This window comes from Acinetobacter sp. 2JN-4 (assembly GCF_003687745.1).
GTDB classification, from domain to species: Bacteria; Pseudomonadota; Gammaproteobacteria; order Pseudomonadales; family Moraxellaceae; genus Acinetobacter; species Acinetobacter halotolerans.
Window position 1 is genome coordinate 60,784 of sequence record NZ_RDNY01000011.1, and the last position, 22,911, is coordinate 83,694.

Here is a 22,911-nt window from a genome sequence, read left to right on the forward strand (position 1 = left end):
GAGGTTTATTGTAAATGGCATTGAGATTGCTTTTGGTAATTATTCTCATTTGTCTGTATACTTGAGCAAAAGGTTTTATGGTGAAAAGTGGTGCGTTTATCAGCATTAAAAGTCAAGCAAACAGCGATGATTACCAAAGTAAATCGCTCAGTCGATGAAACGGAACATGCAGATCTTGTGGCAGTTCGTTTAGAGAGTTTAGGCTTTGTGCCAGGTACACAAGTACAAGTGGTGACCAAAGGTGTTTTTGGTGGTGACCCCATTCTCATCCAGATCGGTTTTACGCGCTTTGCATTGCGTAAATCTGAAGCCGATAAAATTGAAATTCAACTTGAAGGAGCACCTGCATGAGTGATGCGTTACGTGTTGCCCTTGTGGGAAATCCAAACTGCGGTAAGACTTCTTTATTTAATCATTTAACTGGAACACGCCAAAAAGTTGCCAACTATGCGGGTGTAACGGTTGAGCGTAAGGTCGGTCACTTTCAATTGCCTTCTGGCCGAAGTGTGCGTGTGCTGGATTTGCCAGGCACCTATAGCTTGCAAGCAACTAGTCCAGATGAAGAAATTACCCGTGATGTTTGCCAAGGTAAAATTGCAGAAGAAGGGCAGCAAGATGCCTTTTTATGTGTCGTAGATGCAACCAACTTGAAATTGCACTTGGGCTTGGTCTTGGAAATGATTGAGCTTGGTCGACCGATACTGGTTGTATTGAACATGATGGATGAGGCGCGTCGTCGCGGTATCCAGATTAATACGCAGAAGCTTTCACAGCGCTTAGGCGTACCTGTGGTCGAAACGGTCGCTGTACGCAACGCAGGCATCGAAAATTTACGTCATGCTTTGGATCAAGAAAAGTATTCGATCCCGCAAACGGAGTTAAGTGGTTTAACAGGTGAGCATCATCAGAAAATTGAAGTGATTTTCAAAGATGTGGTGAGCTTTGTTGATCAGGAAGATAAACGTACTGATTTTCTCGATAAAATATTTTTACATCCAGTCTTAGGTCTACTTAGTCTTGCCGTGATGATGTTTATCGTGTTCCAAGCAGTTTTTGCTTGGGCTGCACCTTTTATGGATGGCATCGAGGATTTTTTTGCTTGGCTCGGTGAGATGTTGGGCGAATCGATTGCGAATCCTTTACTGAATAGCTTAGTGGTTGATGGGATTATCGCTGGGGCGGGTAGTGTGGTGGTGTTCTTGCCACAAATTTTAATTTTATTCTTCTTTATTTTGGTATTAGAAGAATCGGGTTATTTACCGCGCGCAGCGTTTTTACTTGATAAGTTAATGTTTAAAGCTGGTTTGAGTGGGCGTGCGTTTATTCCGTTATTGTCTAGCTTTGCTTGCGCAATTCCTGGAATTATGGCGACACGTAGTATTAGCGATCATCGGGATCGTTTTACCACGATTATGGTTGCGCCGTTGATGACCTGTTCCGCGCGCTTACCCGTTTATGCACTGTTAATTGCTGCATTTATTCCAAGTCAAACTGTGTTGGGAATCTTTAACCTGCAAGGTTTGGTGCTGTTCGGCTTATATATGGCTGGTATTGTTAGTGCGTTGTGTGTTGCCTTTGTGACCAAGTTTTTACAAAAGGATAAATCACAGCATGCATTGTTACTCGAATTGCCAAGTTACCGTATTCCCGATATCAGAAGTGTGGCTATTGGTTTATTGGATCGAGGTAAAATCTTCTTAAAACGCGTTGGTGGAATCATTTTCGCTTTATCGATTTTACTTTGGTTTCTGTGTACTTTCCCTCAAGCACCTGAAGATGCAACCCGCGCTGCGATTGATTATAGTTTTGCAGGGATGTTGGGTCATTTGATGGAACCTATTTTTGCACCACTTGGTTTTAATTGGCAAATTTGTATTGCTTTGATTCCAGCAATGGCTGCACGTGAAGTGGTGGTTGCTGCACTGGGTACGGTTTATGCACTGTCTGGCGCTGATGATGATGCAATTGCAGAGGGCTTGGCGAGTTTAATCAGTGCGGATGGTTCAGGCTGGTCATTGGCAACTGGCTTGTCTTTATTGGTGTGGTTTATTTATGCACCACATTGTCTCGCGACTTTGGCAACAGTACGTCGTGAAACAGGTTCTTGGAAACATGTGGCCATCATGACAGCTTATCTGTTTGGATTGGCTTATTTGATGTCCTTCTTCACTTACCAAATTGCATCCAGCATTTGGGGGTGATTGTAATCTTCCCTTGCGCTGCGATAACCGCAGCGTAGCCCTTTTTAAGGGGGATAATTGGAGAGTGGCTTATGTTTGAGTCCTTAATTGTTGCTGTACTGGTGCTATGGAGTACCGTTGTTGTTTTTAAAAAGGTATTTCCTAAAACAGCAGCTTCAGTATTTTTAGCTTTGTCAAATGTCTGTCAACGCTTTGGGTGGCAGCATTTAGCAACATGGTTGAAACCTAAAATGGTTGCAGGTTGTGGTGGCGGTTGTGGTTGTGCTACCGATGAAAAAGATACGAAAAAGTCCGAGCCAGTACAAACCGTAAAATGGCGTTAAGAAATATAATGATTGCTCATGTTTGCGAATGTGGGCAATTTTTAGGATTGCTGACCTTATATCTCAGGATGCTGCGCATCACCCTCAACTTTTACGCACTGACACAAAAAAGACTGAATAAAACCAAAACTGAAAAAGCATTTAAAACAGTAAAGTGCTAACATTTTTGCCATTCCGTGATCCGTAATAAATGGGGCAAAAATGTTAATACAACGTGGTGGATTAAAAGTTGTGGCTGGCTTGGGTATTTCAGGCGTGTCAGCAGTAAACTTTCTGCATGAACAAGGCTACCAAGTTGCAGTAACGGACTCTCGAACAACACCCCCAGGACACGATCAAATTCCTGAAAATGTTCGAACAAGTTTCGGAAAATTGGATACCGATCTTTTGCTTCAAGCAGAAGAAATTATTTTAAGTCCTGGTCTTGCACCACAATTACCCGAGATTCAACAGGCGATTGCCCAAGGCATCCCAGTGGTAAGTGATATTCAACTGCTCCGTCGCGCGACTGAAGTCCCAATCGTTGCGATTACGGGATCAAATGCAAAAAGCACAGTGACGACACTCATCGGTTTGATGGCCGCTGACGCAGGTAAAAAAGTGGCTATAGGCGGTAATCTTGGACGTCCAGCGCTTGATTTACTCAAAGATCAACCTGAATTGATTGTGTTGGAACTTTCCAGTTTCCAACTTGAAACCACCTCGCACCTCAATGCTGAGGTCGCGGTGTTGCTCAATATGAGTGAGGATCATTTAGATCGTCATGGTGATATGTTGGGTTACCACAAAGCCAAGCATCGTATTTTCCAAGGTGTAAAAAAGGTGGTGTATAACCGCGATGATAGTTTGAGTCGTCCTTTAGTTCCTGATGTAACACCAATGCAAAATTTTGGGCTGAATGCACCTGATTTGAATCAATATGGGGTGCTTCGAGAGGCCGATGGGGGCATGTGGTTGGCGCGTGGGCGTGAGCGCTTAATCAAAAGTTCAGAACTTTATATTCAGGGCATGCACAATATCGCCAATGCCTTGGCTTGTTTGGCACTTGGTGAGGCCATTGGCTTAGCAACGTCATCGATGCTTGAAACACTTAAAAGCTTTAAAGGTTTAGAGCATCGCTGTGAATACGTCGAAACGATCGATGGTGTGCGTTATTACAATGATTCTAAAGGTACCAATGTCGGTGCAACACTGGCTGCTATCGACGGTCTAGGTGCCGCTATTGAAGCCCAAAAAGGTAAACTGGCATTGATCATGGGTGGTCAAGGCAAGGGGCAAGATTTCAAACCGCTACGTAATGCAATACAAAAATATGTAAAGAAAGTGATACTGATCGGTGAAGATGCGGCAATGATTGAACAAGCGTTACAAGGTACGACGACCATCCAACATGTCAGTAACTTAAAAGAAGCGGTAGAGGTTGCTCAGAAAGTCACTCAAGCGGAAGATGTTGTATTACTTTCTCCTGCATGCGCTAGCTTTGATATGTTTAAAAGCTACAATGACCGTGGACATCAATTCGTGGCATGTGTACATGCTTTGAATGAAAATAAAAACTAGGAACAACATTATGGCTGATTTAGCCCAAAATACGGCACAAAAAATTTCGCAATTATTGAGTCGTCTGCCAAAGCTTCCAGCAGAAATGACGGCACGTAATCTTCTGATTTTTTGTGTTGTTTCTTTATTGTGTTTCGGTTCGGTGATGGTGGCATCTGCATCGATGCCGTATGCTGAATATATTCATGAGAACCCATTTTACTTTTTAATTCGTCATGGTATTTCGATTTGTGTAGCTGGTGTGGTGGCTTTTCTCACCTATCGAATTTCTATGAATCTGTGGTTCAAAAATGCATTCTTATTATGGCTCATCACCATGGGTTTGTTACTGGCGGTACTGCTGGTTGGTACCGAAGTAAATGGTGCACATCGTTGGATTAAAATCGGTAGTTTTACCATACAGCCGACTGAGATTGCCAAGATTGTCATGGCAATTTTTACGGCAGATTATGTGGTTCGCCGTGCCAAGGAAGTTCGAACGCATTGGAAAGGACTGCTGCGTTTAAGCGGTGTAATGGCCTTAACCGTGGGCTTCATTGTGGCGGAACCTGATCTCGGTGCAACGGTTGTAATTGTCTTGATGATGGTCGGTGTATTCTTTTTGGCAGGTGCGCCAGCGACACAGTTCTTAATCATGTTGGGTGCGATTTTAGCAGGCATTAGTGCGCTAATTATCTTTGAACCATTCCGTTTTGAACGGTTACTTTCCTTTACCAATCCGTGGGCAGATCCATTGGGTGTCGGTTATCAGCTATCTAACGCGCTGATGGCATTTGGGCGTGGCGAGTGGTTTGGAACGGGTTTAGGGCATAGTGTACAAAAGCTTTCCTATCTTCCTGAAGCACATACTGATTTTATGTTGGCGGTACTTGGTGAGGAATTCGGTTTTGTCGGTGTGACTTTGGTCATGATCCTGTCCTTCACGATGTTGGCGTGTTGTATCAAGATCGGGCATCGTGCTTTGCAGCATAACTACTTGCGTGCAGGTTACTTGGCTTATGGGATTAGTATTATTTTCTTGCTACAAATTTTGGTAAATGCGGGCATGAACATGGGCTTGATGCCGACCAAAGGTTTAACACTGCCATTTATTAGTTATGGTGGTACTTCGTTGATGATGTGTGCGGCAATGATTAGTTTAATTCTAAAAATTGATGCATCGACACAAGAACTCAATCCTGTCAAAGAAGAATCAAATTTCTAGTTGAGGTCTAAAAAGTCAAAAAGCCCTGAGCAATTGAATGTAATCGCTCAGGGCTTTTTTTATGGCTATTGATAGATTCCAGTCAAATGATTGCCTTTTGGAATCAAATTCACATTCCACTGTTGAACGGCTTGTTGCAGCATGACGCGTGGTTGGTCAAGATCAACAGCAGGCTGACCGAGTGCTAAAATGGCATGTTGTAATAATTCGGGTGCTTTAGATATGTCCAAAGCTTGCGCTAGATTTTGTTTCGAGAGTTTTTGTCCTTGTTCATTCATGGCCAGAGGAAGATGCATATAGCTTAATAATGGATAATCTAGCAGTGAACCGAGCCAAATTTGGCGAGCTGTGTTATCTAGTAGGTCTGCGCCTCGCACCACGTGCGTGACGCCTTGTAGATAATCATCGACCACTACAGCCAGTTGATAACTCACAATGCCATCACGACGTTTTAGGACAAAATCACCGAGTTCATCCTGTAGGCTTGAGCATTGCCGTCCTTGTAGACGATCCTCAAAGCAGATGAGATGGTCAGCGACTTTTAGGCGGATCGCTTGTTGAGTAAAATCTAAATTTAAATCACGGCATGTTCCTGCATAAATGTGATTTGAGCCGAGCATTTTACGGGTACATTGACAGGCATAGATGGCTTGAGATGATTTTAATTGTTCAAGTACCTGTTCATAAATATCTAAGCGATTTTTTTGGAAAATGATCTTAGCATCAGGTTCAAACTGAAAGGCATCAATACACGCAAGAATATGCGCTTCACTATTCGGATAAATGCGTGGGATATCGGTATCTTCAATCCGGACCAACCATTCGCCTTGATGGGCTTTGGCATCGCAATAACTGGCAACCGCAGTGAGTAATGACCCAAAATGCAAAGGGCCTGTAGGAGAGGGGGCAAAGCGACCGATGTATGAGCAGCGATTAAGCAAAGCATCGCTTTGCCGCTGCGCAAGAGAAAAACTGTGTTTTTCTGGAAGAGGATTAGACATAGAGAGTGGTGGATAAAATATTTTTATCTATTATTAAATTTCCCCTAGTCTCGAGAAGCATTTAAAGCTTCGCAAGACTAAAGAGGGGGGGAATTCTTCCTTAAAATGCGATTGGAGCAGCGCAAGAAAGGGAGGATTTATCCGTTATTTTGCTTTTCTTTGATTTCAGCCAAAGTTTTGCAATCAATACACTGAGTCGCAGTCGGACGTGCTTCTAAGCGACGTAAACCGATTTCGATACCGCAAGTCTCACAGAAACCATAATCACCTGCTTGTATTGCTTCAAGTGATTGTTCAATTTTACGAATGAGTTTACGCTCACGGTCACGTGTACGCAGTTCAATCGCAAATTCTTCTTCTTGTGTCGCGCGGTCATTCACATCAGGCAGTGCAGACGACTCGTCTTGCATGGTGTTCAAGGTGCGATCAACTTCTGACATCAACTCAGCTTTCCACGCATTTAAGATCTGGCGGAAATGCTCCAGTTGTCCATCAGACATGTATTCTTCGTTTTTCTTTGGCTGATAAGGTGCGATACCAAATAAGCTGGCAGTCGTTCCACCTTCTGAAGCTTTAGGTTTGGTTTTTCGCACACGTTTTACAGGCGCTTTTTGCTCGTCAATCACTTCTGTTTGTTCATCCAAGACTTGATTTTGGTTGTCATTCGCCATATAGGGCATTCCTCATCTTACACGTACTATCTATACGCAAAAAATATGGTGATATGCAAGTGTTTTTATAGAAACTGTTGATGGTTTTTTCCATCAGGGGTCGTCATCATATAGATTTTTTGAGCAAGATGGTAGTCATTCCTGTCTAGATTTGGTGAGAAATCATGGATGTGATTTGTAATCAAAAGTTTAGAGTCGGGTGATTGTTGATCTACGCTAGTCATAACCCAAAACTTCTGAACTCATTAAGCGCTCGGAGGTAGATAAACGGTAAACTTGGGTTTCTAATTCTCCGTTGGCTTTGAGGCAGATATACCGATAACCCGGATGTTCTTCATCTAAGGCAAATTTATCGCTTTTCGGTTTAAACTGAATACAAGTCGATGGAGTGGATAAAAACTCAATGCCCTGCCATGTTTGAATAGAGTCTTGATGGACGTGTCCACAAACAATGGCTTTGATATTGGAAAAAGGTTGAATGATTTCCAGCAAATCAGACGAGTTCTTTAATTTGTGCTGATCAATCCAAGCAGACTGCATGGCAAATGGATGATGGTGACATGCAATGATGACATAGCGATCCTGTAATTGAGGGAGCAGTTCAGCTAACTGTTTTAACTGGATATCCGCAATTTTTCCGTCAATGCGTTGTGGTTGAGCACTATTGAGTAGAATAATGCACCATTTCCCCAGTTCAATAATTGTGGGCTGTGTTTGGTCGGCTTGATGGAATGGAAAATGTGCCACATCATCATGGTTACCGGGGGTATGAAAAAAAGGAATACCCAAGCTTTGCATATGCTGAATATAGCGCTGATAGGTTACAGGCGTAGGTGTTTGGGCTAGATCACCAGTGTGGACAATGAGGTCGATTTGAGGGTGCTGTTCACGCATCAATTCAATGACGGCACGGAAACTCAGTTCGGGCTGCATTCCAACGAACTCTAAATGTGGATACTCTAATAAATGTGTATCAGTAATCTGTATCATCACAAAATCTTGTTGAGATGATGTTGAGACTTGGAATGTCACCGTCTTTAGCCCCTCAGACTTGTTATCGTTGTTGTATATGTTGAGCAAGCCATTGTAATGCCATAATTACAGGAGCATTTCTCAACCGCCCATTGTGTAATAATACGTCTAATTGGGAATAATCGAATAAGTGAAGCTGAATATTTTCACCTTCATCTGATACCCCAAAAATGCCGCCATTTATTGGCAATTCAACTTCTGCGACATATAAATGAAAAAGTTCAGAGCAAGCGCCAGCAGACGGATAGAAGCTAAATAAGTGTTTTAATGTTGTGATCTCACAACCTGATTCTTCTAATGTTTCTCGGCGAATACAGCTTTCAGGAGATTCATTTCCATCAAGCACGCCCGCAATGATTTCGAGTTGCCATGCAGAGTCAGCATCATTGAATGCACCGATACGGAACTGTTCAATGAGTGCAAAGCGTTGTTGTTGGCCATTATATAGTAAAACGCCAGCGGCTTCAGGACGATGAACAAGTTCACGTTGAATGCTCGGTGAATAATCAGCTCGATGAAAGAGCCGATGTTTTAGACTCACTTTCTCAACTTGGATGAATCCTCGAAATAACAGCTCTCGAGACTCTATCTTTACATCGGATGCTGAATAGCTAGCGTGTTCAAGAATATTCATCTTCAATTAGGATGAGATTGTACATATCTCATCCTAACCGAGAATGTTTGGCAGGAAAATCTTTTTTTAGTGGATTTACACTTTGTGGTACAATTTTTGACCATGTTCCTGATAAGCGGCTTTCATCGCATTGAGACCTGCTTCAACTTCTGTTTCAGCATCATCTGATTGCTTGGCATTGCGTTGGTTTTGCGCATAATCTCGCACATTTTGTGTGATCTTCATCGAGCAGAATTTAGGTCCACACATTGAGCAGAAGTGAGCTGATTTATGTGCATCTTTCGGAAGCGTTTCATCATGCATACTGCGTGCGGTGTCTGGGTCTAAGCTTAAATTAAACTGATCATCCCAGCGGAATTCAAAACGTGCTTTCGACAGGGCATTATCACGCACTTGTGCGCCCGGGTGGCCTTTGGCCAAGTCGGCTGCATGCGCTGCAATTTTGTAGGTAATGATGCCGTCTTTTACATCTTTCTTGTTTGGTAAGCCTAAATGCTCTTTCGGCGTGACATAACACAGCATTGCAGTGCCATACCAACCAATCATCGCTGCGCCGATGGCAGAGGTAATGTGGTCGTAGCCCGGCGCAATATCCGTCGTCAATGGTCCAAGCGTATAAAATGGTGCTTCTTTACAGACTTCAAGCTGTAGATCCATGTTTTCTTTGATCATATGCATTGGCACGTGACCCGGACCTTCAATCATCACTTGAACATCATGTTCCCAAGCGCGATGCGTCAACTCACCTAAAGTTTTGAGTTCGCTGAATTGCGCTTCATCGTTGGCATCTTGGACGCAACCGGGACGTAAACCATCGCCCAAACTAAAAGACACGTCATAGGCTTTCATGATTTCGCAGATTTCATCAAAATGCGTATATAAGAAGTTTTCTTCGTGATGCGCCAAGCACCACTGTGCCATAATGGAACCACCACGAGACACGATGCCTGTGAGGCGATTCGCTGTCATTGGTACATAACGCAATAACACACCCGCATGGATAGTGAAATAGTCCACACCTTGTTCTGCTTGTTCAATCAATGTGTCCTTAAAGATTTCCCAAGTGAGATCTTCTGCAACGCCATCCACTTTTTCTAAAGCTTGATAGATTGGTACAGTACCGATTGGAACAGGCGAGTTGCGAATAATCCATTCACGCGTTTCGTGGATATTTTTCCCTGTGGATAGATCCATAATGGTATCCGCACCCCAACGCGTGGCCCACGTCATTTTTGCCACTTCTTCATCAATCGATGAACCGAGTGCTGAGTTACCAATATTGGCATTAATTTTCACCAAGAAATTACGTCCAATAATCATCGGTTCAATTTCAGGGTGGTTAATATTGGCAGGGATAATCGCGCGTCCTTCAGCAACTTCTTGACGCACAAATTCTGGGGTGATTTCTTTTAGGTTTTGTGCACCAAAGTTTTGACCTGCATGCTGACGCATATCAACACCTTCACGTTGGCGCTGGTTCTCACGAATGGCAATATATTCCATTTCAGGCGTAATAATACCCTGTCTGGCATAATGCATTTGTGAAACGTTTTTGCCTGTTTTGGCGCGACGTGGATTTTGAATATGTGCAAAACGAATATCCGCAGTACGAATGTCTTTTAAACGTGATTGTCCAAACTCAGAACTTAAACCTAAAAGGACATCAGTATCGCCACGTTCCTCAATCCATGCTTGACGAACAGAGGGTAAGCCTTTATTGAGGTCGATTTGTATATTTGGGTCGGTATAAACGCCAGAGGTGTCATAAATCATCACGGGTGGATTATGCTCACCGCCTAAGCCAGTCGGGGTATCAGTCAGGCTGATTTCGCGGAATGGCACTTGGATATCTGGGCGAGAACCTTGGACATAAACTTTGTTTGATGCGGGTAAAATACGCGTTAAATCTTTAGCGTCTTGCTCATGTTGAGCAGAAATATCAGCAGGGGAAAGATTCGTTAATTGATTCATGGCATGATCCTTATGGAGAGCATTAACGAATCAAGCACGACCAAAAACGATGGCAGATTTATCTTTTTGATAAATAGAGGCTAAGTTTTTGCTGGGCTTGATTCCTACGCAGGTGTTAACCTGATCAGGTTCAACGGTACTGATCTTTAAATCTAAGGATTAAGATCATCTCAGCAGTTGATTAACTGCGCTCCGTCAAGCTATGGTGATTAGACTAACAGATTTTTTATGTTTTGTTGTAGCAATTCATACCACTCGACAATCGGCAAATCCATGCTATTGTCATAAAAGTTTCATCATTGTTGTGTTTTAATCATCCATCATTTTCCATGTGTCTAGTGGAGGCATACTGTGAGTCCAAGTAATCCTGTGTTAAGTCATCATATTTCTTCTCAATTTAATGAAGACTTACAAGATGTGCATACCAAATTTATGAGCATGGGGGGATTGGTTGAGCAACAGGTTGCCAATGCAATTCATGCACTTTTAGATACTGATGCCAATTTAGCGATGGATGTTCAGTTCAAAGACAATACTGTTAATCAGCTCGAACGTGATATTGATGAAGGCTTAACGTTGATTTTGGCACGTCGTCATCCCGCAGCGATTGATTTGCGTATGGTCATTGCGATGAGTAAAGCCAATACAGACTTAGAGCGTATCGGTGATGAAGCGGCAAAGATTGCTCGTATCGCTCAAAACTTATGTGAAGAAGGCGAGTCGCCACGTGGTTATATGGAAACGCGTCATATTGGTAACCAAGTACGTGTAATGATTCACGATGCCTTAGATGCTTTTGCGCGTTTAGATGTTGACCAAGCGTTAAAAGTTGTGATGGCGGATGGGGATATTGACCGCGAATACCAATCAGCAACACGCACGCTGATGACGTATATGATGGAAGATCCACGTCATATTTCACGTGTAATTAACGTGATGTGGGTATTGCGTTCATTGGAACGTATTGGAGATCATTCGCGTAATATTTCAGAGCAAGTGATTTATATGGCTAAGGGCAGAGATGTTCGTCATACCAGTATTGAAGAAATTGAACAAACAGTACATCGAAAATAAATTTTCCTGCTGTTTCAGATTTTAATAAATTAAAAAAAAGCTGAGCTTTGATGTAATTTCAAGCTCAGCTTTTTGTTGTTTTTATCGTCATGATTTTTTCTAAGCGGGACTGTTATAGTTTTTTGCAAAAGCTCTGTGTCTATGTTTTGAGGAGCAATACATTCAAAATGACCTTAATCTCAGATTAAGGTATGCAGACGATGATGCGATTTTTAAAAAAGAACAATAAAGCCAGCTTTGTATTTTTTATTATTATCCTTTATGCCTTTCTCGGGTTTGGCTTGGGTTTTGTGATTTGGGAATATGTTTTATTAAATTAAAGATAAAAAAATCCCAGACTTCGGGGGAAAGTCTGGGAGAGAAATATCATATGTTGCGTGAGATATCATCGTATCTCTTTGTCCTTCTGAGTTAAATATAAGCGCAACGAGCATCACTGTCATGTAGACAAGTGTGTATGCTCTGTAAGGCTTTATTGCTAATGTAAATACCACGTAAAAAGAGAGCCAGTTTAAGCTCTCTTTTTTAGGTTGGATAAACGATATCACACCGATAATATTTTCTATAAAAACGTTGAGCCTAAAGCCTACGCGGACTTTGTCCTTGTCTTGCAGAAAACTAAAGCTTTAAAAACTTTAGTTTTCAATTTACTCGAAGCATAGCTTCTCGTCTTGCGCAAGGGCAGAGCCTTAAAACGATGTTTTAAGTTTGCTTATCCTTGCACTCCGAGCATAGCTCTCCGTCTTGCGACATTAGACTCTTTTCGATTATAGCCTACGCGGACTTTGTCCTTGTCTTGCAGAAAACTAAAGCGTTGCTTTAGTTTTCCTCAGGCTTCCAGCCTTCAGCTTTTTCAACACTTTCATCATTATCAAAGAATTTTTCACGTTGTTCTTCAAGAAATTTCTTTGCATCCGACTCAAACACATTTAAACGCTTTTCGTTAATCAGCGTGGTTTGGTGTTTTAACCATTCTTGCCATGCTTGTTTTGAAACAGTCTCAAAAAATGCTTGACCTTTAGCACCAGGGAAAGGGGCAAAGTCTAAGCCTTCAAGCTCTTGTTTGTATTTACGGCAAAATACTTGTCTAGTCATCATCAATCCTTAAGCGTATAACTGTTCTAGGCGAGTGTGTGCACGTACAATAGCAGCTTCAACTTGTTTTGGTGAAGTTCCGCCAATATGATTACGCGCGTTGACAGATGCTTCTAAAGTTAATGCTTTGTCAAATACGTCCGCAGTAATCAAATCAGAGAATTGCTGTAATTGCTCAAGTGTGAGTTCAGACAAATCTTTTTCTTCCGCCACGCCTAAAGCAACCGCTTTACCCACAATTTCATGCGCATCACGGAAAGCCACGCCCTTTTTCACCAAGTAGTCCGCAAGGTCAGTTGCAGTTGAGAAACCACGTAAGGCTGCTTCACGCATGATTTCGATATTTGGTACAAGTGCTGGAACCATATCGGCAAATGCCATCAATGAGCCGCGAACGGTGTCAATCGCATCAAATAGAGGCTCTTTGTCTTCTTGATTATCTTTGTTATACGCCAAAGGTTGACCTTTCATTAAGGTTAGTAGGCTAATCAAATCGCCAAATACACGTCCTGATTTTCCTCGAACTAACTCAGGTACATCAGGATTTTTCTTCTGAGGCATGATTGAAGATCCTGTGCAGAAACGATCAGGAATATTCACAAACTTAAATTGCGCTGAAGTCCATAAGATCAGTTCTTCTGACATGCGAGATAGATGCATCATAATCAGTGATGCAGCGGCATTGAATTCAATAGCAAAATCACGATCAGACACTGCATCAAGCGAGTTCTCAGAAATCGCTTCAAAGCCTAATAGTTCAGCGGTAAAAGCACGATCAATTGGGTAGGTTGTACCTGCCAAAGCAGCCGAACCGAGTGGCATACGATTGACACGTTTACGGCAGTCTTGTAGGCGCTCAGTGTCACGCACCAGCATTTCAAACCAAGCCAAAAGGTGGTGACCAAAAGTCACAGGCTGTGCTGTTTGCAAATGAGTAAAACCGGGCATGATGGTGTCGGTGTTTTTGCTTGCTAGACCAAGTAAGCCTTTTTGTAAGCGGAGTAATAAACCGAGGATGTCATCAATTTCATCACGCAAATATAAGCGGATATCCGTCGCAACTTGGTCGTTACGGCTACGCCCAGTATGCAGTTTTTTACCTGTAATCCCGATACGTTGAGTCAAGCGAGACTCAATGTTCATATGCACATCTTCTAAATCAATGCGCCATTCAAAGTTACCTGCTTCAATTTCTGCTTGAATTGTGGTTAAACCTTGAATAATGTCATCACGTTCAGCTTCGGTGAGTACGCCGACTTTTGCAAGCATGGTTGCATGTGCGATTGAGCCAGCAATATCTTGTTTATAAAAACGTTGGTCAAATTGCACAGATGCGGTAAATTCTGCAACAAAAGCATCTGTTGCTTCTGAAAAACGACCGCCCCACATTCCAGAGGTTTGATGAGGGCTTGCTGAAGAAGAGGATTGAGAAGATGTGGTCATGGCAGCTCAGGAAAATAAAAAAGAGTATAGCAAATCCAAACGCAGTTGCCGAAACTCGACGTAAGAAGTTATTGCAATCTCGTCAGTTGAATCGATCTGGGTCCTATTTTTTTACGAAAATTGGCCAATGGCAATACTTATTGGAATTAATTGTTGCCAGTAATGTCTTGGCAATGGTGTTGGCATTGGCTGAAGCTCAGTCATGGCAAGAATTACAGGGTGTTCGTGTTTTACAATATATATTTTTTATTAACTGGGTGATTTTGTCCTTTGCGGCATGTGTTGATTACTTTCAAGATTTCTTTGCCAAATTTAGCCAAAAAGTCGCATTAACTTTAGGTTTTATTTTATTGCTGTTGATTGTGTTGTTGACGACCTGTGCCGTTAATCTTATCCAATATTGGACGGTACGCTCGGGCGGCTTCTCTGAAGACATTTTATTTGATGGCATGAGTCTGCATTTGAGTTATGGGGTATTGTTGGGGGCATTTTGTTTGCGCTATTTATATATGCGAGAACAGTGGCTCAATCAGCAATATAGTGAGCTGAATGCACGTATTCAAGCGATGCAGGCGCGTATTCATCCGCATTTTCTGTTTAATAGTTTAAATAGTGTGGTGAGTTTAATTACAATTGACCCCGATAAAGCTGAAAATATGTTGATTAGTCTGTCACGTCTTTTCCGCGCGAGTTTTCAGGAACTTAAATTGGTGAGTTTGGCGGAGGAAATTGATTTATGTCAGCAGTATTTGAGCATCGAAAAAATACGTTTAGGTGATCGTTTAAAGGTAGAATGGAACATCCAGGCGACACCACTTGAATTAAAACGGGTCACGATTCCATTATTGACATTGCAACCTTTGCTTGAGAATAGTATTTTCCATGGGGTGGAAAAGGTTTTACAGCAGTCAACAATTAGCGTATTGGTTGAAATATTGCAAAATCAAGTCAGTATAGTCATTACTAACCCATATTCTCGCGATACAATAAAAACGCGAAAAGGAAATGGTATTGCGATCGAAAATGTAGAGCAACGTTTGAAAGCGTATTATGGTCAAACCGTAAAGTTTCAGGTTTATGGGGGCACATCGTTATATACCACAGTGGTTTGTTACCACTATCGAGTAAAATAATAAGTCAAGTTAACCATAAAAAATATGGATGATGTTAGCGGTGACAAGGAGGAAAGGATGAGAGTCCTAATTGCGGATGATGAACCGCTAGCGGTAGAGCGTTTATCACGTTTAGTTACTCAAATGGGGCATGAAGTCGTTGCGACTGCACATCATGGACAAGATGTGTTAAGTCATATTGAAAATGCTTCGCCTGATGTCGTTTTATTAGATATTCAAATGCCTGGAATGAATGGTTTGGAATGTGCAGAACAACTGCGTCATTTAAATCCTCGCCCTGCCATTATTTTTTGTACAGCCTACGATCAACATGCACTGGAAGCATTTAAGTTTCAGGCGCAAGGGTATTTGCTAAAACCAGTAGCACTCCAAGATTTAGAACAGGTATTTCAGCATTTAACTCAACTGACTCAGGCTCAAATGACGGGTTTGCAACAAGATGAGTTGTATGATGTAAAAAACCAGCGTCATCAAATTGCGGCGAAAACCTATCGTGGGGTCGAGCTGATTCCATTAGACAGTGTTTATTATTTCTTGGCCGATCAAAAATATGTCACTGTGCGCCATAAAAATGGCAGTGTACTGATTGATGAAACACTCAAAGATTTAGAGCTGGAATTTGCGGATCGCTTTATTCGAATTCATCGAAATGCATTGGTTTCTCTTGATTATTTGGAAGGTCTTGAATTGGTTGCCGCTGGACAATATCAGGTGCGATTACGTGAACTGGATGAGCGGCTGTCGGTCAGTCGTCGTCATTTACCTAGTTTAAGAGAATGTATGCATCAATTATAAATGCCGTATTTTTTGGCAGCGTATGGGCGGCTTTATGATTTTTTGCTTGCAATTTTAGGTGATCAAGTTAAGTTTGGAACAATTGCCTTGATCAATACTTAATTTGGATTTATGAAAACCTTAAAAATTGCGACTCGACAAAGCCCTCTTGCACTTTGGCAGGCGGAGCATATTCGTTCTCGTTTAAACGAGCTTTATCCAGATTTGACGGTTGAACTGGTTAAGTTCGTGACACAAGGCGATAAGATTTTAGATACCCCATTAGCCAAGATTGGGGGCAAAGGATTGTTTGTGAAAGAGTTGGAAGCCGCTTTGTTGGATGGTCGTGCTGATTTGGCAGTCCATTCCATGAAAGATGTGCCAATGCACTTGCCACAAGGTTTAACGCTTGCGGTTATTTGTGAGCGTGAAGATCCTTTAGATGCATTTGTTTCAAATCAATATCAGCATTTTGATGCATTACCACAAGGTGCAAAAGTTGGAACTTCGAGTCTGCGTCGTAAATGTCAAATTTTACAACAACGTCCCGATTTAGAAATCATTGATTTACGGGGTAATGTTGGCACGCGTTTATCGAAACTGGACGATGGTTTGTACGATGCCATTATTTTAGCCAGTGCCGGTTTAAAACGTTTAGGTTTGGCAGATCGAATTCGTCATTGTTTAACGCCCATGGTAAGTCTGCCTGCGGTTGGACAGGGTGCTCTAGGCTTGGAATGCCGTGCAGATGATGCAGAATTGCTTAAATTAATCCAACCCTTGCAACATGAAGAAACTTCGATTTGTGTCCGTGCGGAACGCGCCCTTAATGCTTATTTGGAGGGTGGTTGCCAAGTGCCAATCGCAGGCTATGCCACTTTAGTCAATGATCAATTACTGATTGAAGGGCGAGTCGGTAGCGTAGATGGTAAGACCTTGCTGAAGGAGCAAATGGTCGGTACGGCGGCAGAGGCAGAGCAGTTGGGAGAGCAGCTTGGACAGCGCTTACTTGATCGAGGTGCTGGTGAATTATTGAAAGCGTTGTATTAATGCTTTTCATCAATACTCGCCCTGAAGATCGCGCAGACGCACTTACCCAAGCGTTGCTCTCAGTGGGTTATCGGGTCGAGGCTTTGCCATTACTTGAGTTGGTTGCCGAACCTTTTTCTGATGTATTACAACACCTTTATCAGCAACTCGATGAAACTCAAGTTATTGTCGTGGTGAGTCCGACGGCTGTTGAAATTGGTATGCGTTATTTGCAGCAGGCTGGTATTCAGTTGGCACAACTTGAGCACATCCAATGGATAGCCGTGGGACAGGCAACTGCACACGCACTCGCAAAATTTGATATTGTTAGTGATGTCCCCGAGGTGGAAAACTCGGAAGGGATGCTTGAGTTGCCAATTTTAAAACAAAGAGAAAATTTAAATAAAATCGCTTTCTGGCGGGGGAAAGGCGGGCGGCAATTTATGATGCAGCAATTGCAGCAGCAGGGTGTCTCCATCCTTAATTTTGTGCTTTACCACCGTCAGTGTCCTGAGGGAAGTAAGACTGGGTTTTTAAATATTGTGCAAAAACTCGATCCTAATCAACCTACTGCTGTATTGATCAGCAGTGAGGCTAGTTGGCAAAATTGGTTGCAACTTTGTGGTCAGTATTCCAGTGATGTACAGTGGATTTATCTTGCTTTGGGCGAGCGATTGACAAAAATTCTAACAGATTCGCAAGTACAACTAGGCGACGCGATTAACATTATTCAGCTTGAAAATTTAACTGCATCAGAGATTATTCAACGCATGCGTGACTGGCAAGGAAAGGTATGAGAAAAATTGTGTATTTGGTACTGCTGCTGAGTATATTGTGGCTAGCCAAGCTGAGTTATGACGTTGCGAAAAATGCTCAGAGTGTTCCGGAACTTCAACAACAGCTTGCTCAAACAGACCAGCGTTATGCATTATTGAATGACCAATTGGTCGCCGTGCAGCGTCAATTACAAAATAGTGGTGTTGCAGCTACCGCGTCTACTGATTACAGCATGACACCGATCATAACGACGGGGATTGCACCCGTCATTTTAATTCAACAACAATTGCAATTGGTTCAGTTTGCTTTAGATCAGCAACAGTTTACTTATGCATTGGATCATTTGAATCAGGTGCATCAGCATATCGCTCAGTCCGCGTTATCGCCTGCATTGCAGCACAGCCTTGTTCAAGCAATTGAACAAGATAAACAAGCGATTCAGCAATATATTCTGACTCAAGACCAACAACAGCAACAGCTACAAGATTTATTGCAGGAAATCGATCAGCGAATCCAGCAAGAGCTGCAAAATCCTAAAGTGACGATTGCAAAAAATGAATCATCAGCATGGTGGCAATGGTTTAAGTTGGAAAAAATTCAGCGTTCTTCACCTGATTTAATGCATCGTAATATTATCTTGAAAGAGGCTCAGTTGCGCTTATTGCTTGCCTCGCAAGCGTTGCATCAAGGGCAATTAATCGAATATCGTAAGTCAATTCAAGAGGTGATGAAATTATTGGCTGAATTACCTGATCAGAACAGCCAAAAAATGAAGCTACGATTAGATAAAATTTTAAATCTTCCTGCAGTACCAACACCAAAATTAATCACATTAGGCTTGTTGGGATAATTGATAATGAAGCATTTAGTACGGATCTATTTACTTGCAAGTTTATTGTTATTTGCTCTGTTTGCTGTATTGAGCTATGGATATGGGCATGGCTATGCCTATATTTACTGGCGTGATTGGCAATTCCAAAGCAGTGCATGGGGATTGATCGCACTGTTTGTTTTTGTCAGTTTCTTGGCGCAGCTCTTTTGGTTGTTTAGTAAGCGTTACATCGTGCGTGAACAGCGCAAAAAGGAAACGGCGCTACATTTTAAAGATTTACACCCTTATGAGCAGCTTGGCATCGTTTGGTTGCTAGACTCAGCCAAAGATCAGCAGGTGTTTATTGAACGTGTTTTTACGCAATCTGGTTTGTTAAGTCCGATCGTTGACGCACAATTTGATTATAAAAATGGTGATTTTGATACTGCCTTGCAGTGCTTGGATCGCTCAGCCCCGATGGCTTTTGAGCTGGCAGAGCTGCAACGAATTGATATTTTTTTAGCACAACAAGAGACCGAAAAGGCACTGATACACTTGGAGTTTTTGACACAGCACCAACTTTCTCCATGGTTGGCTGAAGTAGAAATAGCTTATCAGCAACGTATGACCGCGCTTTGGGGGAAACTTGCTTTACAAAAGCCTTGGTTATTCCTGCAAACGACTCAATTTGGTCTACTTGACCCAGCGCATCGTGACTTATGGCTGCAACAGCTTTTGATTCAATTTGATCAAGCTTCAGTTGATGATTTAGCAGCTTTACAGCAGCGTTATCTCGCGTTGCAAAGTGAAATTCAAGCCCGCCCCTATACGAGTAAGGTGCTCTGGCTAAAATTATTGGCGCGGATGCCAGAGATGAGTTTGCAGCACGAAGACTTGGCTTTACATTTGTTGCAAGAGCATTTTGACCCAGAGGTATTTTACCTGTGGTTCCAACAACAGTTGTTAAAACAAATCCCTGATTATAGTTATGTTGAACAACGTATTATGCAGCTTGAACAGCGCTATACCAGTGTGCCAATGTTGACCTTTGCCAAGTGGCATGTTTATGTGGCAACTCAACGTCATCTTGAAGCAGAACAATTATTAACTTTATATCCTGATAATATTTTAATGAGTTATTTACGAATTAAGTCAATGCTTGGGGATAATCTTGATTTAATCAAACAGTTGAATTTAATATTTGAAAATGATGTTAATTTTCTTAATTTTAAGCTATGAGTCTAAATATGAATGAATTGTCTGTCTATCCAATTGTGCATAAGCAAGCTGTTGCTTGGGGGGATATGGATGCTTTTGGCCATGTGAATAATGTGCAATATTATCGTTATATGGAAAGCGCCAGAATTGTTTATTTAATGGCATTAAATATATTCGATCAAGATATATTGACAGTGGTTGCTTCTAGCCAATGTAAGTATTTAAGACCTGTATTTTACCCTGATGTCTTGCATATTGGTGCGAAAGTTGAAGAGCTTCGAAACAGTGCGTTTCGAATGCAATATGTTTTATGGAGTGAAACACAAAATCAAATCGTCGCAACGGGTGATGCGGTAATCGTGTGTGTGGATAAAGTATCTTCAAAGAAGGCGAATATTCCTGAGCCCATTAGACAGAAAATTATTCAGCTTGAAGCAGGTGTAGGGAGTGATTTGTTGCTAAACTCGTAATTATAAAGACAATTACGTCTGAGTTTGGAACCACTATAATGTGGTTTTTTTATTGTTTAAATAATAGTGATGGTAATTGAATCTCGTCCTCATCAATAGGATGAAAAGTGTTTTTATTGAGCTTAATATGCACACTGTTAAGATCAGTTTGGAATGGGTTTAAATTAAAATAGATAAATAAATATTTTATGCTCGGTTTATGTTTTTGAAGTTTATTGTAAATAAAAAGCAAATTTTTTGTTATAGTGCCATTAAATCGACTATTCTTATATTGATTAGTGAATTGCTTATAAATTAATATTGAACTGAATTTTTGAATTCATTTTATTTTTGCGTGATATATATTTTTCCTTGTTGAGTTGGAGTGGTTCGGATGAAACCAGATATTAGTGATTTATCGGTAGAAGATTTAAAGCGTCTGCAAGCAGAAGCAGAAGTATTGATTGCGAGTAAAAAAGACCAAGCAGTTGAAGATGCATATAATCAAATCGTTGCGATTGCTGAAGGCATTGGATTTACGGTTGAAGAGTTATTGGCAGCGGGTGAGCAAAAACGTAAGAAAACAACACGTAAAGCTGTAGAGCCACGTTACCGTAATAAAAACAATACTGAGGAAACTTGGACTGGTCGTGGTAAACAACCGCGCTGGTTAGTTGCTGAATTAGAAAAAGGTGCAAAACTTGAAGATTTCTTAATCTAAGTAAGTTTTAAAAGTCATCGTTTTGTCATACGCTGACTTTATCCTTTATAAAAAACCAAGCTGAAAAAGCTTGGTTTTTTTATATGAGAGAATTGGCGATGTTGAAAAATTATGCATAATGTCATTCAGAGCGAATATTTCAGAAAGGATGATATTTTGTATGTTGGTATGGGTAGGATGAAGAAAAAAACCAAGCAATGGAGATGGTGGTTGTTCGCCATTTTTGCATTTTTAATTTTTATTATTTTACAGATTCCAGCAACATGGCTAATTGCGAAATTTTCTAAAGATAATCAATTATTACATAACGTCAGTGGCAATATTTGGCAGGGGCAGGCGGATTGGCAACGTGGTCAGCTACGGGGTTCGGTGCATTGGAAAACTCGACCTTTGGATCTGTTGTTGTTTCGCTTAGGCGCCAATCTTGATATACATAGTGGCAATACACAATTTAACGGTATCTTTGGTTATGGTTTGGGGAAGAAAATCGTGATTAAGGATTTGAATGGTGAAATTTCACCTGAAACATTGAAATATTTTGCAGACTGGCAGTGGCCTGAGAATGCAATTCAGCTTGCCGATGTGCAATTAAACTATCAGAAAGAAAAAGGCTTCAATGCAACAGAAGGGCGATTAAACTGGGGTGGAGGTGAGCTGACCTATACTTTTGGTCAACGTCAAGATCGTATGAATATGCCTTCACTGATTGCTGAATTAAAAGATAGCAACGGACAATTACAACTTGATGTTCGTGATCAGCGTAGTCAAAAAATGGCAAATTTAAGTGTAGATGCTAGCCTCATGCTTGATGTGCAATTGACACAGCGCATGCTTTTGAATGTTCCGTCTTATCAAGGCAAAGCGGGACTTGAAACTTTTGTGATTAGTTCACGTCAGCCATTGTTGCAGGGTGGTTTGTAATGGACGCATTGATGCAGAAAATACAACAACTGCGTTGGCAAAAGTTAGATAAACTCGGTCCTTTGATTTTAGCCTTGCTTATTTTATGGCTCTGCTGGAAACTGGCTTCATTGTTTTGGTGGGTGGTTGCCCCACCACAATTGATGCAATTTGAACGAATTGAACTGGGTTCGCAGCAAGCTCAAGTCCCGAATATTAGTTCATTTGCATTATTTAATGAGCCTGCAGCGACAACGGCCCAAGACATTGTCAATTTAGAATTACAGGGCGTACTCTTAGGTTCTCCGAGTTTCTTGTCTTCAGCGGTCATCAAGCTGAACGATGTGGCTGAGCGCTATCGTGTCGGTGAGACAGTTGGTTCGACCTCATATCAATTGGTGGAAGTCTATTGGGATCATGTGGTGTTGAAACAAGGGAATGGTGCGACACGAGAGGTGAAATTTAAAGGACTAGATAAAGGGTTGTATCAACCAGCCGACCCCGTTATCAATCCGCCGAATAATGTCCCACCTCCAATGCAAGAACCTGTTCAGAATTCGCCGCAGTCCGCATTAGGTCAAGCGATTCAACAGATGCAGGATAACCGTGAACAATATATGAAAAATATGGGAGTGAGCGGTGGCACAGATGGTTATGAAATATCAGATCAAACGCCCGCGAATTTAAAAAATACATTGGGTTTGCGCTCGGGTGATCGTATCCTGTCGGTCAATGGACAAACAGTTGGGCAAGGACTAAGCGAAGTACAATTACTAGAGCAAGTACGTCGTCAAGGACATGCCAAAATAGAAATAAAACGTGGTGATCAAGTGATGACCATACAACAGAGTTTTCAGTGATAACACATCATCACATTAGTTAGGAATAAG

At 41.6% G+C, this 22,911-nt stretch carries 24 protein-coding genes and 1 riboswitch; of the genes, 17 read left to right on the forward strand and 7 right to left on the reverse strand.

Features of this window, described 5'->3' with window-relative positions; genetic code table 11:
- Positions 1–90: 90 nt before the first annotated feature.
- The 5 genes from EAH57_RS14180 to ftsW all read left to right on the forward strand — a co-directional run bounded on the left by EAH57_RS14180 (position 91) and on the right by ftsW (position 5,288).
- Positions 91–351, forward strand: coding sequence for a FeoA family protein (locus tag EAH57_RS14180; protein ID WP_121930619.1), 261 nt, complete (start codon positions 91–93; stop codon positions 349–351).
- Positions 348–2,201, forward strand: a complete 1,854-nt coding sequence (gene feoB / locus EAH57_RS14185) for a ferrous iron transporter B (protein WP_121930620.1) — start codon at positions 348–350, stop codon at positions 2,199–2,201. Before EAH57_RS14180 ends, feoB begins: the two co-directional genes overlap by 4 nt.
- Positions 2,202–2,272: 71 nt before the next feature.
- Complete coding sequence (locus tag EAH57_RS14190) at positions 2,273–2,524, forward strand: DUF6587 family protein (protein WP_121930621.1); 252 nt, start codon at positions 2,273–2,275, stop codon at positions 2,522–2,524.
- A gap of 201 nt (positions 2,525–2,725) precedes the next feature.
- Positions 2,726–4,084 carry a UDP-N-acetylmuramoyl-L-alanine--D-glutamate ligase gene (gene murD / locus EAH57_RS14195; RefSeq protein ID WP_121930622.1) on the forward strand — a complete coding sequence of 453 codons (1,359 nt, stop codon included), beginning with the start codon at positions 2,726–2,728 and terminating at the stop codon, positions 4,082–4,084.
- A 10-nt stretch (positions 4,085–4,094) separates the two neighbouring features.
- Complete coding sequence (gene ftsW, locus EAH57_RS14200) at positions 4,095–5,288, forward strand: putative lipid II flippase FtsW (protein ID WP_121930623.1); 1,194 nt, start codon at positions 4,095–4,097, stop codon at positions 5,286–5,288.
- Positions 5,289–5,353: 65 nt separating this feature from the next.
- Here ftsW and gluQRS read toward each other — a convergent pair whose 3' ends face one another.
- The 5 genes from gluQRS to thiC form a co-directional block, all read right to left on the reverse strand.
- Positions 5,354–6,289 carry a tRNA glutamyl-Q(34) synthetase GluQRS gene (gene gluQRS, locus EAH57_RS14205; protein WP_121930624.1) on the reverse strand — a complete coding sequence of 312 codons (936 nt, stop codon included), beginning with the start codon at positions 6,287–6,289 and terminating at the stop codon, positions 5,354–5,356.
- A 137-nt stretch (positions 6,290–6,426) separates the two neighbouring features.
- Positions 6,427–6,960 (reverse strand): RNA polymerase-binding protein DksA, encoded by a 534-nt coding sequence (gene dksA, locus EAH57_RS14210; protein WP_121930625.1) that lies wholly within the window; start codon positions 6,958–6,960, stop codon positions 6,427–6,429.
- A 216-nt stretch (positions 6,961–7,176) separates the two neighbouring features.
- Positions 7,177–7,992, reverse strand: coding sequence for a 3',5'-cyclic-AMP phosphodiesterase (gene cpdA, locus EAH57_RS14215; protein ID WP_121930626.1), 816 nt, complete (start codon positions 7,990–7,992; stop codon positions 7,177–7,179).
- A gap of 22 nt (positions 7,993–8,014) precedes the next feature.
- Positions 8,015–8,626 (reverse strand): NUDIX domain-containing protein, encoded by a 612-nt coding sequence (locus EAH57_RS14220; protein ID WP_121930627.1) that lies wholly within the window; start codon positions 8,624–8,626, stop codon positions 8,015–8,017.
- A gap of 75 nt (positions 8,627–8,701) precedes the next feature.
- Entirely contained in the window at positions 8,702–10,597 is a 1,896-nt protein-coding gene (gene thiC, locus EAH57_RS14225) for a phosphomethylpyrimidine synthase ThiC (protein WP_005194699.1), read from the reverse strand.
- 84 nt (positions 10,598–10,681) lie between these two features.
- Positions 10,682–10,802: riboswitch (TPP riboswitch) on the reverse strand.
- Between the two features lie 146 nt (positions 10,803–10,948).
- Here thiC and phoU point away from each other — a divergent pair.
- Complete coding sequence (gene phoU / locus EAH57_RS14230; protein ID WP_121930628.1) at positions 10,949–11,671, forward strand: phosphate signaling complex protein PhoU; 723 nt, start codon at positions 10,949–10,951, stop codon at positions 11,669–11,671.
- Between the two features lie 203 nt (positions 11,672–11,874).
- Positions 11,875–11,991, forward strand: coding sequence for a hypothetical protein (locus EAH57_RS14235; RefSeq protein ID WP_121930643.1), 117 nt, complete (start codon positions 11,875–11,877; stop codon positions 11,989–11,991).
- A gap of 499 nt (positions 11,992–12,490) precedes the next feature.
- Here EAH57_RS14235 and EAH57_RS14240 read toward each other — a convergent pair whose 3' ends face one another.
- Both EAH57_RS14240 and argH read right to left on the reverse strand, forming a co-directional pair.
- Positions 12,491–12,766, reverse strand: a complete 276-nt coding sequence (locus EAH57_RS14240) for an oxidative damage protection protein (RefSeq protein ID WP_004668240.1) — start codon at positions 12,764–12,766, stop codon at positions 12,491–12,493.
- Positions 12,767–12,775: 9 nt separating this feature from the next.
- A complete protein-coding gene (argH, locus tag EAH57_RS14245; protein WP_034594833.1) occupies positions 12,776–14,209 on the reverse strand; it encodes an argininosuccinate lyase in 1,434 nt (477 codons plus the stop codon).
- Between argH and EAH57_RS14250 the strand changes: the two genes are divergently transcribed.
- The 10 genes from EAH57_RS14250 to EAH57_RS14295 all read left to right on the forward strand — a co-directional run bounded on the left by EAH57_RS14250 (position 14,200) and on the right by EAH57_RS14295 (position 22,881).
- The gene (locus EAH57_RS14250; protein ID WP_121930629.1) at positions 14,200–15,342 is read left to right on the forward strand and encodes a sensor histidine kinase; all 1,143 of its coding nucleotides are present in this window, start codon (positions 14,200–14,202) and stop codon (positions 15,340–15,342) included. The two genes, argH and EAH57_RS14250, sit on opposite strands and share 10 nt — an antisense overlap.
- A 57-nt stretch (positions 15,343–15,399) precedes the next feature.
- A complete protein-coding gene (locus EAH57_RS14255; RefSeq protein WP_004668243.1) occupies positions 15,400–16,137 on the forward strand; it encodes a LytR/AlgR family response regulator transcription factor in 738 nt (245 codons plus the stop codon).
- A 111-nt stretch (positions 16,138–16,248) separates the two neighbouring features.
- Complete coding sequence (gene hemC, locus EAH57_RS14260) at positions 16,249–17,166, forward strand: hydroxymethylbilane synthase (protein ID WP_121930630.1); 918 nt, start codon at positions 16,249–16,251, stop codon at positions 17,164–17,166.
- The gene (locus EAH57_RS14265) at positions 17,166–17,942 is read left to right on the forward strand and encodes a uroporphyrinogen-III synthase (RefSeq protein ID WP_121930631.1); all 777 of its coding nucleotides are present in this window, start codon (positions 17,166–17,168) and stop codon (positions 17,940–17,942) included. Before hemC ends, EAH57_RS14265 begins: the two co-directional genes overlap by 1 nt.
- Positions 17,939–18,772, forward strand: a complete 834-nt coding sequence (locus tag EAH57_RS14270) for a hypothetical protein (RefSeq protein ID WP_121930632.1) — start codon at positions 17,939–17,941, stop codon at positions 18,770–18,772. The genes EAH57_RS14265 and EAH57_RS14270 overlap by 4 nt, the downstream gene beginning before the upstream one ends.
- A 6-nt stretch (positions 18,773–18,778) precedes the next feature.
- Positions 18,779–19,972 (forward strand): heme biosynthesis protein HemY, encoded by a 1,194-nt coding sequence (locus EAH57_RS14275; protein ID WP_121930633.1) that lies wholly within the window; start codon positions 18,779–18,781, stop codon positions 19,970–19,972.
- A gap of 8 nt (positions 19,973–19,980) precedes the next feature.
- Positions 19,981–20,421: an acyl-CoA thioesterase gene (locus EAH57_RS14280; protein WP_121930634.1), complete on the forward strand. Its 441-nt coding sequence runs from the start codon at positions 19,981–19,983 to the stop codon at positions 20,419–20,421.
- Between the two features lie 373 nt (positions 20,422–20,794).
- Complete coding sequence (locus tag EAH57_RS14285; RefSeq protein WP_004668250.1) at positions 20,795–21,121, forward strand: H-NS family nucleoid-associated regulatory protein; 327 nt, start codon at positions 20,795–20,797, stop codon at positions 21,119–21,121.
- Between the two features lie 177 nt (positions 21,122–21,298).
- Complete coding sequence (gene gspN / locus EAH57_RS14290; RefSeq protein ID WP_121930635.1) at positions 21,299–22,042, forward strand: type II secretion system protein N; 744 nt, start codon at positions 21,299–21,301, stop codon at positions 22,040–22,042.
- Positions 22,042–22,881, forward strand: a complete 840-nt coding sequence (locus EAH57_RS14295; RefSeq protein ID WP_121930636.1) for a type II secretion system protein N — start codon at positions 22,042–22,044, stop codon at positions 22,879–22,881. Before gspN ends, EAH57_RS14295 begins: the two co-directional genes overlap by 1 nt.
- Positions 22,882–22,911 lie beyond the last annotated feature (30 nt).